The organism is Pseudomonas sp. DG56-2, assembly GCF_004803755.1.
In the GTDB taxonomy this organism is placed as follows: domain Bacteria; phylum Pseudomonadota; class Gammaproteobacteria; order Pseudomonadales; family Pseudomonadaceae; genus Aquipseudomonas; species Aquipseudomonas auratipiscis.
Genome location: NZ_CP032311.1, coordinates 2,502,525 through 2,516,888 on the forward strand (window position 1 = coordinate 2,502,525; position 14,364 = coordinate 2,516,888).

The following is a 14,364-nucleotide window of genomic DNA, read 5'->3' on the forward strand; positions in this document are numbered from 1 at the left end:
TCAGGCGTCACGCAACAAGTCCTGGGCGTCCAGCAGCCGGTAGGCAATCTCCGGTTGACGCTCCAGGGCGCGGCGAATGGCAGCGGGGATGCTCTGGCGAGTCTTGCGGCACAGCCCGGGTAGTTCAGCAATCTGGATGTTGAAGCCGCGCATGGTGCGCACTTCGTTGTCGCTGGGACTGATCTGCAAGCGAATGCCCAGGTTGTCGTAGAGCTTGCGTTGCATGTGTTCGAGGTCGGCGAGGCTCTGCAGGTTTTCCAGGCGTTCGATCAGGCGCTTTTCCTCCTGGCGCGTCAGCAGCAGGATGCGCAGGTCCTGCAGCGTTTCACGGCCGCAATCACAGGCGCCAGGCGGGCAGGGGGTGCGGGTTGGCAAAGTGGCATTCATGACCTCCAGCATAGCGATGAGTGCAGGCTTTTGCCCAGAGGCGAGCCGCTGTCTGTCGTCGGGCGGCTCGTCTGGGGCTGTTGCTCAATTCTGCTTGAGCTTCCAGGTGCCCGGCAGCGACAGGTCACCTGAGCTGATATCCCACACGCTGCTGACGCACAGCAACGGGTTGTGCAGATCGGCATTGACCTTCAGTGCCGCGGTTACTCCGTCGTAGTTGAAGCTTTCTGGGAAGCCTACGGCGGCCAGGGGCACACTGATCTGCGCCGCGTTCTTGTCGATGCTGAGATCGTAACCGGGAGAATCGATGTAGATCGGCGCCCCTGGCCAAGTGGCGGGCAGCTTGGGCTTGGCGCCTTTGGGGATATCGCGCACCTTCAGCCCACCGGGTCCGCAGCTTTCATCCTTGCTCAACACTACCCAGTGGGAGTGCCACAGGCCGCCGTCGTTATCGGTCTTGCCGTCGCGGTTTTCATCGAGTTGCGGCGTGTCATCAAAATCTGGATGCGAGGTCAGCGCCAGGGCCAGGATCCCGGCCTTGGCTTCAAAGCCGACACTGCTGCTGTCCAGGCTGGTAGGCCATACGTAGCTATACACCTCGGCACCCGCGAAGGCGCCTTTGGCGCTGGGCAGGCGACTGCCAGCCTTGCCGTCGACCAGTTGTTCGAACACCAGGTTTTCACCTTGTTTGAAAACCCGGGTCTGAACCAGGTCGAAAGCGGCGTCTGCGTTGCCCTTGGCGCTTTTGATGCCAGAGTTGTCATGGGCCCAGACTTGGGTGGCAAGCAGGCTTAAAGCGAAGGCGAGGGTAGGTTTCATGGGGTGGCTCCTGGGTGGGGTCTGGTTTCGAATCGATACCAAATAGCCTAAGCTGAAATGCACCTTTGTCAATATAGTATTTATTCGATACTATTTATCGATGCCATCAATTGGGACTGCCCACCGTGCTATTCGACCTGCTGGAAAGGTTATCGAGCCTCACGCGTGTCTGGTTCCGCCAGCACCCGCTGCTGGCCGACATCCAGCCGATTCAACTGAGTGCACTGCTTTATCTGGCGCGCTGCAACCGTTACTCCAATACACCGCTGGCGGTGACCGAATACCTGGGCCTGACCAAGGGCACGGTTTCGCAGTCGCTCAAGGCGTTGGAAGGCAAAGGCCTGATCGTCAAAACCCAGGATGCTGCAGACAAGCGCAGCGTACATCTGAGCCTCACCGCGCCAGCGCGAGGCTTGCTGGCAGCGGTGATGCCCCCGGATTTTCTACTGGCGGCGACTGAGCGCATGGGCGCGCGGGCTGATGACTTGCAAGCTTTGCTTGCTGATTTACTGCGCAATATCCAACAACACGAAAACGTACCGGGCTTTGGCTTGTGCAAGACCTGCCGCTTTCATCGCAAGACGACCTCCGGTGGTTTTTGCGAGCTGACCCAGGAGCCACTGGCGTCGGCCGAGCGTGAACTGATTTGCCGCGAGCACCAACTCGCGGAACTTACGGAGTAATGCCGATGAAGCTTGATACCGTCCTGACCGGCAAGGCTGTGGCCTTCACCCGGCCAGGCTCTTGCAGTGCGATCGCCAAGCAGGCCCGTAGCGGCGAGCTGGCAGTGACCGAGTTGGGGCTTGCGGGTGACGAGCAGGGCGACTTGCGCGTTCATGGCGGCAAGGACAAAGCCATTCATCATTACCCGCGCGAGCACTACGCGACATGGGCCGCTGAGCTCGGTGAGCACCCATTGCTGCAGGCTGCAGGGGCCTTTGGTGAAAACCTCAGCACCTATGGTTGGACCGAGCAGACAGTCTGTCTTGGGGATCGCGTGCGAGTGGGTAGTGCGGTACTGGAAGTCTCACAGGGGCGTATGCCGTGCTGGAAGCTCAATGATCGCTTTGGGGTAAAGGACATGTCCCTGCGGGTCCAGCAGAGCGGTCGTACTGGATGGTACTACCGAGTGCTGGAGGAGGGTGTGCTGGCTGCGGGCGATACACTGCAGGTGATCGAACGGCCCCATCCACATTGGTCGGTGGCGCGGTTGTCGTCGGTGCTGTTTGACAAGCAGGTGGACGCCGATGTGATTCGCCAGTGCCTGGCGTTACCGCTGGCGCCTTCCTGGCGGCGTACCCTGGATCGGCGTCTGGAGCGGGCCGAGGTCGAAGACTGGGCCCCGCGGTTGCAGGGGCCACAGATCTAAGGCTCGCTCAGGGCAAACTTCAAGGCGTGATGGCGACTTTCATCACGCCATCGCGTTGATGCGCAAACAACTCGTAGGCGGCTTCAATATCGTCGAGCTTGTAGCGGTGGGTGACCAGGGGCTTGAGATCAACAGCGCCGCTGCCGACCACTTCCATCAGCCTGCGCATGCGCTCCTTGCCGCCGGGGCAAAGGGTGCTGACAATGCTGTAGTCGCCTAACCCGGCGCCAAATGCCGCCAACGGGATTGTCAGGTCGGATGAGTACACACCCAGGCTAGACAAGGTGCCACCCGGGCGCAGAATACGCAGCGCCGACTCGAACGTGGACTGGGTGCCCAGTGCTTCGATGGCGACATCCACGCCGCGGCCATTGGTCAGGGCCATGATTTGTTCTACGACATTGCCTTGCTTGAAATCCACCACATGGGTGGCGCCCAATTGTCGCGCAACGGTCAGGCGAGCGGCGACGGTGTCGACGCCGATAATAGTGGTAGCGCCCATCAAGCGTGCACCCGCTACCGCGCATAGGCCAATTGGGCCAAGGGCAAACACGGCGACTGTGTCGCCGATTCGCACGCCACCGCGTTCGGCGCCGGAGAAACCGGTGGACATGATGTCCGGGCACATCAGCACCTGTTCATCGCTCAGGCCGTCAGGGATGGGCGAGAGGTTGGCCATGGCATCGGGCACCAGTACATATTCGGCCTGGCAGCCGTCGATGGTATTGCCGAACTTCCAGCCGCCTGCGGGGCGAAAGCCATGGGGTGTGCCAGGACCGTCCTGGGAGGCGCAGCCGCATAGACAGGCGTAACTGTGGCCGCTGGGTGTGATAGCACCGGCGATGACGCGCTGGCCTTCGCTGAAGCCCTGGACCTGACTGCCGAGTTTTTCGATGATGCCCACCGGCTCATGACCGATGGTCAGGCCTTTGGCCACGGGGTACTCGCCACGCAGGATGTGCACATCAGTTCCGCACAGCGTAGTAGTGGTGATACGCAGCAGCGCATCGGAAGGGCCCACTTCGGGGATGGGTTTCTCATCCAGAACAATGCGATTCTTTTCGACGAAGATTGCCGCTTTCATGCGGGACATGGCCAATTCTCCTGAACAGGTTTACGGGCGTGGGTCGTGCAGTCTTCGTTCAGGGTGCGCGTTTGCGCCGCGTATGGCTATGATCGGGATCAATGGGGGAGGGGAAATGCATCGCGGGGCAAGCCTGCCCCCACAGGTTCATCCCTGTAGGAGCGGGCTTGCCCCGCGATTGCTCAATCAGGCAGCTGAGCTAAGTTTGCCGCTGCCTTGAGCCTTTACCACTTGCTTGCGGCAGGCGTCGCCAAAGGCCTGGAACATCTTGATCGAGTCCGGGTTCTTGGCCGCTTGCCATTCCGGGTGCCATTGCACGGCAAACAGGAACGGAGACAAGCTAGGTGCGTGGATAGCTTCTACCAGGCCATCTTCGGCGCGAGCCAGAGGCTCGATACCTTTGCCGAGGTTTTTCAGACCCTGGCCGTGCAGCGAGTTGACGCGGATCTCGTCGCTTTGCAGGAGTTTTTGCAACCAGCTGCCTTGCTCCAGACGCACGCTGTGAACAGCGCTGTACTGCACGTCGACAGGATCGTCCGAGTTTTCCCGGTGATCGTTGAAGCCGGCTTCTGCGTAGACCTTCTGGTAGATGTCACCACCCAGCGCTACGTTGATTTCCTGCATGCCACGGCAGATACCGAAAATCGGCAAGCCACGGGCAATTGCAGCCTTGACCAGCGGCATGTCGAACAGGTCGCGGTCACGGTCCTGGGCTTTGCCTGGGGTTTCGTTTTCCTGGCCGTAGAGCGCTGGGTCGATGTTGCTGCCAGCACCGGTCAGGTAAACGCCATCGGCCATGTCCAGGTAGGATTCAAGGTCTTCGGTGCCGCAGCAGGTCGGAACCAGAACAGGTATGCAACCTGAGTGTTCAACCAGTGGCACGATGTACTTATGAGTCATGACTTGATAATCGTGACCTTTGCGCTCCTGGGCGCCCATGGTCATCAGCACGACGGGTTTACGAAGGGTTTGTTTCTTATTGCCAATGTTGCTGTTGGGCATATGTCACCTTTGGACAGGCGCAGCCTGTCATTATTGTGCAGGCGCGCTGCTGAAACCTTTGCGCTACCTGAGGTTTCGAGCACTGCCGGAAGGGCGCAGAGGGCCAATATTTCCGGTCGAAACCTGTGATACAGCTTGCCAGAGCCGTTTAATATGTCAAACGACTTCAGATTGCGCGGCCGAAGGCTATCATTGCCTTGGTGCAATTATGAGTACGCAAGCCTTGCCGGCCGGCGCCGCGAGCGATTATCGCGGTTAATTATATTTAACAGTTTGTTGCAAGTCGCTGGGTGACGCGGGGCACGGCCCCGCGTTTGTCTCAGTGCAGGATCTGGGCAAGAAAGCCCTTGGCTCGCGCGGACTGCGGATTGTTGAAGAATGCTTCCGGGCTGGCGTCTTCGATTATCTGCCCGCCATCGAGAAACAGCACCCGTTCGGCGACCTGGCGGGCAAAGCCCATCTCGTGGGTGACACACAGCATGGTCATGCCGGTGTCTGCCAATTTCACCAGCACGTCCAGCACTTCAGCGACCATTTCCGGGTCGAGTGCCGAGGTGGGTTCGTCGAACAGCATGATTTTCGGCTTCATGCACAGTGCCCTGGCAATGGCCACGCGTTGCTGTTGGCCACCCGAGAGCTGACTGGGGTATTTGTTGGCCTGGCTCTCGATACCCACCTTGTTCAAATAAAAGCGTGCACGCTCTTGCGCTTCCTCGCGTGACAAGCCACGCACGCTCATCGGGGCCAGGGTGCAGTTGTCCAGCACGCTCATGTGCGGGAACAGGTTGAAGTGCTGGAACACCATGCCAATTTCACTGCGAACATCGGCGGCCTGGCGAGTGGTCAGGGCAAGGTCGGTATCGTTGACACGAATGTGACCTTTCTCGGCGATTTCCAGGCGGTTGATGCAGCGGATCAAGGTCGACTTGCCCGAGCCCGAAGGCCCGCACAGAACAATGCGCTCGCCCTCGCGCACGCTCAGGTTGATATCGCGCAACACATGGTAGGCGCCGTAGTGTTTGTTCAAACCCTCTATGCTCACCACCACATTGCGTGAGTCGGTTTGAGGGGCGGTGGCTGCAAGGCTTAGTGAAGCGGTCATATTGTTATTCTCCCGCGATCAATTGAAGCGTGTCGCGCTGTACGGCGCAGGGTCGGTAAAGGTGGCTTCGCCGGTGATCATTTCGGCCAGCAAGCGACCGCTTACCGGGCCAAGAGTCAGGCCGTGATGAGCGTGACCGAAGTTGAACCACAGGCCTTTGTGCCGGGCTGCCGGGCCAATCACCGGGCGCATGTCCGGTAGGCACGGACGCCGCCCCAGCCAAGGCTGGGCATCAAGGCGCTGGCCGAGGGGGAAGATCTTGCGCGCGAGGACTTCACAGCGCTTGAGCTGGATCTCGTTGGCCGCATCGCTGCTGTCAGCGAATTCGATGCCGGTGGTCAGGCGAATGCCTTGGGCCATCGGGGCCAGAACGTAACCACCCTGGCCATCGCAGATCGAGTGCTTGAGTTCGGCGCCGTCGCGGCCCTGATAATGCATGTGGTAGCCGCGTTTGATTTCCAGGGGTATGCGATAACCCAGCGGCTTGAACAGCTCCGCCGATTGCGGACCAAGGGCGATGACCACCTCGGATGCAGTGATCGGCCCCTGGCGGCTATCTACCTGCCACTCACTGTCGATCTGGCGCAGGGTGCGCGCATCGCCATGAATGAATTGGCCGCCGCGCTGCACGAACAAGGCGGCGTAACCTCGGGTCAGGCCGCCGGGATTGGTAACGGTCTTGGGGTCGAGCCAGTGGATGCCACCGACCACGTTTTCGCTCAGATCCGCTTCTCGGGCATGCAGTTGCTGACGGTCAAGAACTTCGTAACTCAAACCGTAGGGTGCAAGCGCCTGGGCATCGTCCTTGGCCTTGTTGAAGGCGGCGTTGTTGCGAAACACCTCGATCCAGCCGTTGGCCTTGACCAGATCGCCAAGGCCGGCGGCGTCGATCAGGGCGTCGTGTTCTTCGACGCAGCGTTGCACCAGTGGCAGCATGGCGCGGGTGGCAACGCTCAGGCCGGCAACCGAAGAGTTCTGCCAATACTTGAACAGCCAGGGCGCTACTTTAGGGATATGGGTCAGGCTGTAGCGCACATCCGACTGGCGGTTCAGGCCATAGCGCAGCAGGCTCGACAGCTCCCGCGGGAAGGCATAGGGGATGACGCTGGAGCGCTCGATCAGGCCAGCGTTGCCATGGCTGGTACCGCTGCCGGGCTCCTCGCGATCAATAAGAATCACCTTGCGCCCGCGAGCCTGCAAGTGAAGGGCCGTGCTGACGCCGACGATACCGGCGCCCAGAACGATGGTTTGACAATGCATTGGAGCGGTCCTCACAGCAGGCTATCAGTGCAGATGGCGGCCCAGTCGGGCTTCTATATGTTTCAGGCTGCGCCGCACGATTTCGACGATCAGCAGGTAGAGCACGGCGGCCCACAGGTAGATCTGGAAGTCGAAACTGCGCGAGAAGGCCAGTTTGGTCACACCCATCAGGTCGTAGATGGTCACCAGCGATGCGATGGCGCTGGCCTTGATCATCAGAATCAACTCGTTGCCCAGCGGGCCGATGGCGACAATCATCGATTGCGGCAGGATGACCTTGAAGAAGGTGGTCGAGCGCTTCAGGCTCAGCGCCTTGGCTGCTTCATATTGTCCCGGCGCGACGGCCAGCAGGGCGCCGCGGAAGATTTCCGCCTGGTAGGCGGCGGTGTTCAGGACGAAGGCCAGCAAGGTGCAATACCAGGCTTCGCGGAAGAACCACCACATCCCCACGTCTTGCCAGAAGCCTTTTAGCGACCCCAGGCCGTAGTACAGCAAGAACAGTTGCGCCAGCAGCGGCGAGCCACGGAAGAAGTAGATGTAGCCGGCACTCAAGCGCTGCAACAGCAAGCTGTTGGAAAGCCGTGCCAACGCCAGCAGCATGCCGAGCACGGCGCCGAGGGTGAAGGAAATCGCCACCAGCTTGCCGGTGACCAGTAGCCCGTCGACAAAGCGTGGGCCGTAGCGCTCCAGCAGGTCCGGGTCGAGCACCGTGGCCAGCAGTTGTTCGAAACTCATGTCCGGGCACTCCGCAGGTGGCGACTGAAGTATTGCTCGATGAACACAAACACCCGTCCCGACAAGGCCGAGAACAGCAGGTAGCCAAGACAGGCCACGCCGTAGAAGAACATCGGCTCCTTGGTCACACTCACGGCCAGGTTGGTCTGGCGCATCAGGTCGACCAGGGAAATGGTCGATACCAGTGAAGTGTCCTTGAGCAGCGATAGCCAGTTGTTCGATAGGCCCGGCATGGCGATGCGCACCAGTTGCGGGAAAATCACCTTGCGAAAGGTGGTGGCCTTGCTCAGGCCCAGCGCCTGGGACGCTTCGTACTGTCCTTTGGCAACCGTCTTGAAGGCGCCGAGCCAGATCTCACTGGAGAACGCGGCAAATACCAGGCTGAAGGCGATCATGGCGGCGAGGAAGGTGTTGATCAGCACCTCGCCTTCGTAGCCCATGGCGGCGAGAATTTTCTGCGCGGCGATCTGGCAGCCGTAGTAAATGATCAGCAGCGTGAGCAGCTCCGGCAAACCGCGAAACACGGTGGAGAAGACGGTAGCCACGGCACGTGGGAAGCGCTTGGGCGATCGTGCCATCAGCGCTACACCCAGGCCCAGCGGCAGCCCGATGGGCAGGCAGGCCAACGCCAGGGAAATGGTCACCAGGGCGCCGGCGAGCAGGGCTTGGCCCCAGCCGCCGCTGGCGAAAGATAACAGCGAAAGTTGTTCGAGCATGGGCGAACCCTCTCGGGAATAGAGTGTGGGTGCTTGGCAGGTGTATCGCGGGGCAAGTCCGCCCCCACAACATCAATGGATTGCTGGGGGCGCGGACAGCCGTGCGATCAATTACTGATAGATATCGAAGTCGAAGTAACGACTGGCGATCTTCTGGTAGGTGCCGTTGGCGACGATTTCATCGAGGGCCTTGTTCAGGCGCTCGCGCAAGGCCTGGTCTTCCTTGCGCACGGCAATTGAGGCGTCGGCCTTGGTGCCATTGACGTCGCCAAGAATCTTGCAGCAGTCCTTGCCGGCCTTGCCGAGCCACTCGGTCAGCGGGAATTTATCGGCGATCACGCCATCCAGGCGCCCGGCGGCCAGGTCTGCGTTGGCTTCATCGAGGGTTGGGTAGAGCTTGACGTCGGCACCGGCCTTGCCATAGACATCTTCGGCGTAAATGGCCTGGGTCGAGGAGGATTGCGCGCCGACGGTGTAGCCTTTGAAGCTGGTTTGGGCATCGGTAATCTCGCTGTCCTTGGGCACAGCGACCGACAACGGCGTCTTGTAGTAGTGGTTGGTGAAGGCGATTTTCTTGCGCCGCTCTTCGGTGTTGATCATCGACGCCACTACTGCATCATATTTCTTGGCCATCAGTGCCGGAATAATGCCTTCCCAATCCTGGGCGACGATGGTGCAGTCAACCTTCATCTGCTCGCACAACGCCTTGGTGATGTCGACGTCAAAACCGTGCAGTTGATTGTTTGAATCCACATAGTTGAACGGCGGGTAGGCGCCTTCGGTAGCAATTTTCAGGGTTTCGGCCTGAGCCATGGTTGCGCCAGCGAGCAGCAGGGCGCACGCGCCTGCAAAGCGGATAACGGGTTTCATGTAACACCTCGATCTGTTGTTTGCACTCTTGCTATTGTTTGCTCGCTGACGTGTAGCCAACGAATTCATTGTGTAGAGCGGCAGTTGCTTCCAAGCGTTTTTCAACATCCGGTCCGAGCTTCTTGCAGACCTCGTTGACCATCAGGTGTACCCACGACAACATCGTCGCAGTGGACTCCCAGAACAGATTGAACTCGGTGGGAATGCGAAACACCTCATCGGCGTTGGCATCGGCCCAGTCACAAAAGGTGTCGGTAACCAGGGTTACCGGGATGCCTGCCTTGTGCGCTTTGCGACACAGGTTCAGAGCATGGCGTGAATAGCGGCGCGCCTCGAACACCACCAGGGCGCAATCGGCCGGGTCGCTCAGCAACACCTCACCGAAATGCCCAGCGCTGCCATCGACGACCTGCACGCCGTCACGCAGGTATTGCAGTAAGTGGGCCATGCATTGGGCGATACCGCGCTCGGTCTGAAACCCTGCGATAAAAACCTTGCGGCGCTGTGCCAGGCGTTGGCTGACCGTTTCCCAGGCGGGGGTACGGCTGTATTCGTAGACCCGTACCAGGGCCCCGACTTCTTGTTCGAGACTGCGGGCAAGGCCGGCATCATCCTTGCCGTGCTGTTGGCGAAATTCTTGCAACCGATCACCGACCAGCCAGGGACCATCGCCCAGGTCGTCCTTGAGATCGTGCTTGAGCGCCTTGAGGTGCTCGTAGCCCAGGGCCCGGCAAAAGCGCCCGACACTGGATTCACTGACGCCGATTTTCGTCGCCAGGCTTGCGGAGGTTTCGAACGGCAGGTCGTTGAGGTTGGCGAGCATGTAGCTGGCGATCTTGCGACCTGAAGCCGCTGCACTGTGCAGGCTGTGTTCCAGGCGTTGCTTGATCGGTTGGCTCATGGATGATTCTCAAGGACGGTGGCACGTGGAAACAGAAAATGAATGTTTTCTGTCATCAAGTCAACATTTGACAGTTTGCTGTCACAAGAGGAAAGTTTCGTCATTGCTCATCGCGGTCGCCCATTCCAAATCCAATAAGGGAGCTTCAGATGCCCGCACGTCCCGACACTGCTGTCGCGCAGATTCAATTTGCCGATCTGCAGGCCTTGTTGCAGCGCGTATTTGTTCGTCATGGCACCAGTGAGGCGGTCGCTCGCGCACTGGCCTTCAATTGCGCCAGCGCCCAGCGCGACGGTGCTCACAGCCATGGTGTGTTCCGCATTCCCGGCTATGTTTCAACCTTGGCCAGCGGCTGGGTCGATGGTCAGGCCGTGCCTGAAGTGACAGACGTCGCCAGCGCCTTTGTCCGTGTCGATGCCAAGGGGGGCTTCGCCCAGCCGGCGCTGGCAGCGGCGCGTGAGTTGCTGTTGGAAAAGGCGCGTAGCGCCGGCATCGCCGTATTGGCAATCCATAACTCGCACCATTTCGCTGCACTGTGGCCGGATGTCGAACCCTTCGCCGATGAAGGTCTGGTTGCCCTCAGCGTGGTCAACAGCATGACCTGCGTGGTGCCTCACGGTGCGCGTCGGCCGTTGTTTGGTACCAACCCGATTGCCTTTGCCGCACCCTGCGCTGGCAGTGACCCGATTGTCTTCGACATGGCCACCAGCGCCATGGCCCATGGCGATGTACAGATCGCCGCGCGTAAAGGTGAGCAACTACCGTATGGCATCGGCGTGGACAGCGAAGGACAACCGACCCGCGACCCGCAGAAAATCCTCGAAGGGGGGGCCTTGTTACCCTTCGGCGAGCACAAGGGTTCGGCCCTGTCGATGATGGTCGAGCTGCTGGCCGCAGCACTGACCGGTGGGAACTTTTCCTGGGAGTTCGACTGGTCGCAGCACCCGGGGGCAAAAACACCGTGGACCGGGCAGTTGATTATCGTGATCGACCCGAGCAAGGCCGAAGGTAATCAGTTTGCCGTGCGCAGCCGCCAGTTGGTGGAGCAGATGCAGGCTGTCGGGGTTAGCCGGATGCCTGGCGAGCGGCGTTTTCGTGAGCGTGAAGCTTCGGCGCGCGAGGGTGTCAGCCTCACCGCGCAGGAGCTGGAACAACTGCAGGCGCTGGCACAGGGCTAAAGATGCCGCGCCAAGGCATGCATGGCTGCACAGATAAGTTGCATCAAGGGACATGTTGCTTCGGCGCGGCTACAGGTATCCTCGGCAGATACTTGTTGTATTTGCCCAGACCCAAGGAGCTGCACGCTGTGTTCAAACATGTCGATGCCTATGCCGGCGATCCGATTCTGTCCCTGATGGAGACCTTCAAGGCCGACCCGCGCGCCAACAAGGTCAACCTCAGTATCGGTCTTTACTACGATGCCGCAGGCGTGGTGCCGCAACTGGCTGCTGTTGGCGAAGCGGAAAAGCGCATGGCCGACCAGCCGCATGAAGCTTCTCTGTATTTGCCGATGGAAGGCCTGAGCAGCTATCGCCAGGCCATCCAGGCGTTGTTGTTTGGCGCGGATCACCCTGCCGTGCAGGGGGCGCGCGTTGCTACCGTGCAAACCGTCGGCGGCTCCGGTGCGTTGAAAGTCGGTGCCGACTTCCTCAAGCGCTATTTCCCGGACTCGCAGGTGTGGGTCAGCAATCCAACCTGGGACAACCACCGGGCTATCTTTGAAGGCGCAGGTTTCAAGGTCAATACCTACCCGTACTTCGACGCTGACACCCGCGGTCTCGATTTCGCCGGCATGCTCACAGCGCTGCAGGGCCTGGCCACCAACAGCATCGTGCTGCTGCACCCCTGCTGCCACAACCCAACTGGCGTCGATTTGAGCCAGGCGCAATGGCAACAGGTCATTGAAGTGGTCAAGACGCGCAACCTGATTCCATTCCTTGATATCGCTTACCAGGGCTTCGGCGAAGGTCTGGTCGAAGACGCCTATGCCATCCGCGAGTTCGCCCGTGCTGGCGTACCTTGCCTGGTGAGCAACTCGTTCTCGAAGATTTTTTCGCTGTACGGCGAGCGGGTAGGAGGCTTGTCGGTGGTCTGCGACGATGCCGACACTGCGCAAAGCGTATTGGGCCAACTCAAGGCCACTGTGCGCCGCAACTACTCCAGCCCTCCGAACTTCGGTGCGCAACTGGTGGCCGCCGTGCTTGCGGACCCTTCGCTCAATGCGACGTGGGCTGCTGAAGTGGAACACATGCGCCTGCGGATCCTGGACATGCGCCAAGGGCTGGTCGATGCCTTGGCAGTATTGTTGCCGGGTCAGGACTTCCAGTTTTTCCTCAGCCAGCGCGGTATGTTCAGCTACACCGGCCTGAGCGTCGAACAGGTGCGCCGCTTGCGCGACGAGTTTGGCGTGTACTTGATCGACAGCGGCCGGGTCTGCATGTCGGGTCTGCGTCCAGACAACCTGCAGCAAGTCGCTGAGGCTATTGCGGCGGTTCAGTAACATCCACTGATCGCGGGGCACGTCAGTTTGCGCAGGGGTGATACCTGTGCGTAAGGGCTTGCTCCGCGATGTTGTAAAAGGTGCAACCGCTCCTCGGTCGGGGCTTTGCAAGTGCAACCAATGCGCGCACAATCGCGCCCCTCTTTGTATGGTTGAGGGGCGGTGATGCCTCAGCTTCGCCACTCTCAGCCCTGTTGCAGTTTGCGAGTGGAGTTGCACCCGGATGAACGAGCAGGCCCAAAGCGTTGATCAACGCTTCGAATCGACCCCAGTTGCCCTCAGCAGTTGGTCCCGTCAGGACACCACCTGGATGCTGGGCCTGTTTGGCACAGCCATCGGCGCCGGAACCTTGTTCCTGCCGATCAACGCCGGGGTAGGGGGCTTCTGGCCTCTGTTGATCCTGGCGTTGCTGGCGTTCCCGATGACCTATTACGCTCACCGTGGCCTGACCCGCTTCGTGTTGTCCGGACGCGATGGCACCGACATCACCGATGTTGTCGAAGAGCACTTCGGCCTGAGTGCAGGTGCTTTGATCACCTTGCTGTACTTCCTGGCAATCTTCCCGATTCTGCTGATCTACAGCGTGGCCCTGACCAACACGGTCGGCAGCTTTCTGGAGCACCAGCTGCATATCGAGCCACCGCCACGCATCGTTCTGTCATTTGTGCTGATCCTCGGCTTGCTGGCCATTGTGCGCTGCGGTGAACAGGCCACCGTCAAGGTCATGAGCCTGCTGGTCTATCCCTTCATTGTCGCCCTGGCGTTTCTCGCGGTATTTCTGATTCCGCACTGGAATGGTGGCATCTTGAGCACCGCCAGCGAGCTGCCGTCAGGCTCAGCGTTCCTGCATACCTTGTGGCTGGCCATTCCGGTGATGGTGTTCTCTTTCAACCACTCGCCGATCATTTCAGCCTTTGCGGTTGATCAGAAGCGTCGCTATGGCGTCCATGCCGATGAGCGCAGCGGGCAGATCCTGTGCCGCGCACACCTGCTGATGGTGGCAATGGTGATGTTCTTCGTGTTCAGTTGCGTGCTGACCCTGACCCCTGCGCAGTTGGCTGAAGCCAAGCAACAGAACCTGTCGATTCTTTCCTACCTGGCCAACCATTTCAGCAATCCGACCATCGCCTTTGCCGCGCCGATCATTGCTTTTATCGCCATTGCCAAGTCGTTCCTGGGGCATTACATCGGCGCCAGTGAAGGGCTCAAGGGGCTGGTAGCGAAAACCGGCAAGCGCCCGGGTGCCAAGGCGCTGGATCGTGTTACTGCTGCTTTCATGCTGGTGATCTGCTGGATCGTTGCCACGCTCAACCCGAGCATCCTGGGCATGATCGAGAGCTTCGGTGGCCCGGTCATTGCGGCGATTCTGTTCCTGATGCCGATGTACGCTATCCGTAAGGTGCCGGCCATGCGCAAGTACAGTGGTCACATCTCCAACGTATTTGTGACAGTTGTAGGTCTGGTGGCCATCTCGGCCCTGGTCTACTCGTTGATGGGTTGAGCCACGGGTGCCTGGGCGCTGGATTGTCAGCGCCCAGGTAAATATTTTGTCCACAATATGTGCGTGGAAATAAAACAATTTATTGCTCGACCATAGGTGGCGAGCCACTTTCATGATT

15 protein-coding genes are annotated in these 14,364 nt (G+C 59.8%); 5 read left to right on the forward strand and 10 right to left on the reverse strand.

Annotation, left to right across the window (positions count from 1 at the left end):
* Both D3Z90_RS11385 and D3Z90_RS11390 read right to left on the reverse strand, forming a co-directional pair.
* Positions 1 to 387 (reverse strand): hypothetical protein, encoded by a 387-nt coding sequence (locus tag D3Z90_RS11385; protein WP_136475883.1) that lies wholly within the window; start codon positions 385 to 387, stop codon positions 1 to 3.
* Between the two features lie 84 nt (positions 388 to 471).
* Complete coding sequence (locus D3Z90_RS11390; protein WP_136475884.1) at positions 472 to 1,206, reverse strand: hypothetical protein; 735 nt, start codon at positions 1,204 to 1,206, stop codon at positions 472 to 474.
* A 116-nt stretch (positions 1,207 to 1,322) separates the two neighbouring features.
* Between D3Z90_RS11390 and D3Z90_RS11395 the strand changes: the two genes are divergently transcribed.
* Entirely contained in the window at positions 1,323 to 1,889 is a 567-nt protein-coding gene (locus tag D3Z90_RS11395) for a MarR family winged helix-turn-helix transcriptional regulator (RefSeq protein WP_178084214.1), read from the forward strand.
* A gap of 5 nt (positions 1,890 to 1,894) precedes the next feature.
* Positions 1,895 to 2,575 carry an MOSC domain-containing protein gene (locus D3Z90_RS11400; protein WP_371922266.1) on the forward strand — a complete coding sequence of 227 codons (681 nt, stop codon included), beginning with the start codon at positions 1,895 to 1,897 and terminating at the stop codon, positions 2,573 to 2,575.
* A gap of 19 nt (positions 2,576 to 2,594) precedes the next feature.
* Here D3Z90_RS11400 and D3Z90_RS11405 read toward each other — a convergent pair whose 3' ends face one another.
* The 8 genes from D3Z90_RS11405 to D3Z90_RS11440 form a co-directional block, all read right to left on the reverse strand.
* A complete protein-coding gene (locus tag D3Z90_RS11405) occupies positions 2,595 to 3,668 on the reverse strand; it encodes an NAD(P)-dependent alcohol dehydrogenase (RefSeq protein WP_136475886.1) in 1,074 nt (357 codons plus the stop codon).
* A gap of 177 nt (positions 3,669 to 3,845) precedes the next feature.
* On the reverse strand, positions 3,846 to 4,661 hold the full coding sequence (locus D3Z90_RS11410; RefSeq protein WP_136475887.1) for a gamma-glutamyl-gamma-aminobutyrate hydrolase family protein: 816 nt from the start codon (positions 4,659 to 4,661) through the stop codon (positions 3,846 to 3,848).
* Between the two features lie 319 nt (positions 4,662 to 4,980).
* Entirely contained in the window at positions 4,981 to 5,763 is a 783-nt protein-coding gene (locus D3Z90_RS11415; protein ID WP_136475888.1) for an amino acid ABC transporter ATP-binding protein, read from the reverse strand.
* Between the two features lie 18 nt (positions 5,764 to 5,781).
* Complete coding sequence (locus tag D3Z90_RS11420; RefSeq protein ID WP_136475889.1) at positions 5,782 to 7,023, reverse strand: FAD-binding oxidoreductase; 1,242 nt, start codon at positions 7,021 to 7,023, stop codon at positions 5,782 to 5,784.
* A gap of 24 nt (positions 7,024 to 7,047) precedes the next feature.
* Positions 7,048 to 7,758 carry an ABC transporter permease gene (locus D3Z90_RS11425; RefSeq protein WP_136475890.1) on the reverse strand — a complete coding sequence of 237 codons (711 nt, stop codon included), beginning with the start codon at positions 7,756 to 7,758 and terminating at the stop codon, positions 7,048 to 7,050.
* Positions 7,755 to 8,474, reverse strand: a complete 720-nt coding sequence (locus D3Z90_RS11430) for an ABC transporter permease (protein WP_136475891.1) — start codon at positions 8,472 to 8,474, stop codon at positions 7,755 to 7,757. The genes D3Z90_RS11425 and D3Z90_RS11430 overlap by 4 nt, the downstream gene beginning before the upstream one ends.
* Positions 8,475 to 8,585: 111 nt before the next feature.
* Positions 8,586 to 9,344: a transporter substrate-binding domain-containing protein gene (locus tag D3Z90_RS11435; protein WP_136475892.1), complete on the reverse strand. Its 759-nt coding sequence runs from the start codon at positions 9,342 to 9,344 to the stop codon at positions 8,586 to 8,588.
* 31 nt (positions 9,345 to 9,375) lie between these two features.
* Complete coding sequence (locus D3Z90_RS11440) at positions 9,376 to 10,245, reverse strand: MurR/RpiR family transcriptional regulator (protein WP_136475893.1); 870 nt, start codon at positions 10,243 to 10,245, stop codon at positions 9,376 to 9,378.
* Between the two features lie 149 nt (positions 10,246 to 10,394).
* Here D3Z90_RS11440 and D3Z90_RS11445 point away from each other — a divergent pair, with 149 nt between their 5' ends.
* The 3 genes from D3Z90_RS11445 (at position 10,395) to D3Z90_RS11455 (ending at position 14,246) form a co-directional block, all read left to right on the forward strand.
* Positions 10,395 to 11,423 (forward strand): Ldh family oxidoreductase, encoded by a 1,029-nt coding sequence (locus tag D3Z90_RS11445; protein ID WP_136475894.1) that lies wholly within the window; start codon positions 10,395 to 10,397, stop codon positions 11,421 to 11,423.
* A gap of 128 nt (positions 11,424 to 11,551) precedes the next feature.
* Positions 11,552 to 12,745: an amino acid aminotransferase gene (locus D3Z90_RS11450; RefSeq protein ID WP_136475895.1), complete on the forward strand. Its 1,194-nt coding sequence runs from the start codon at positions 11,552 to 11,554 to the stop codon at positions 12,743 to 12,745.
* Between the two features lie 223 nt (positions 12,746 to 12,968).
* The gene (locus D3Z90_RS11455; protein WP_136475896.1) at positions 12,969 to 14,246 is read left to right on the forward strand and encodes a serine/threonine transporter; all 1,278 of its coding nucleotides are present in this window, start codon (positions 12,969 to 12,971) and stop codon (positions 14,244 to 14,246) included.
* Positions 14,247 to 14,364 lie beyond the last annotated feature (118 nt).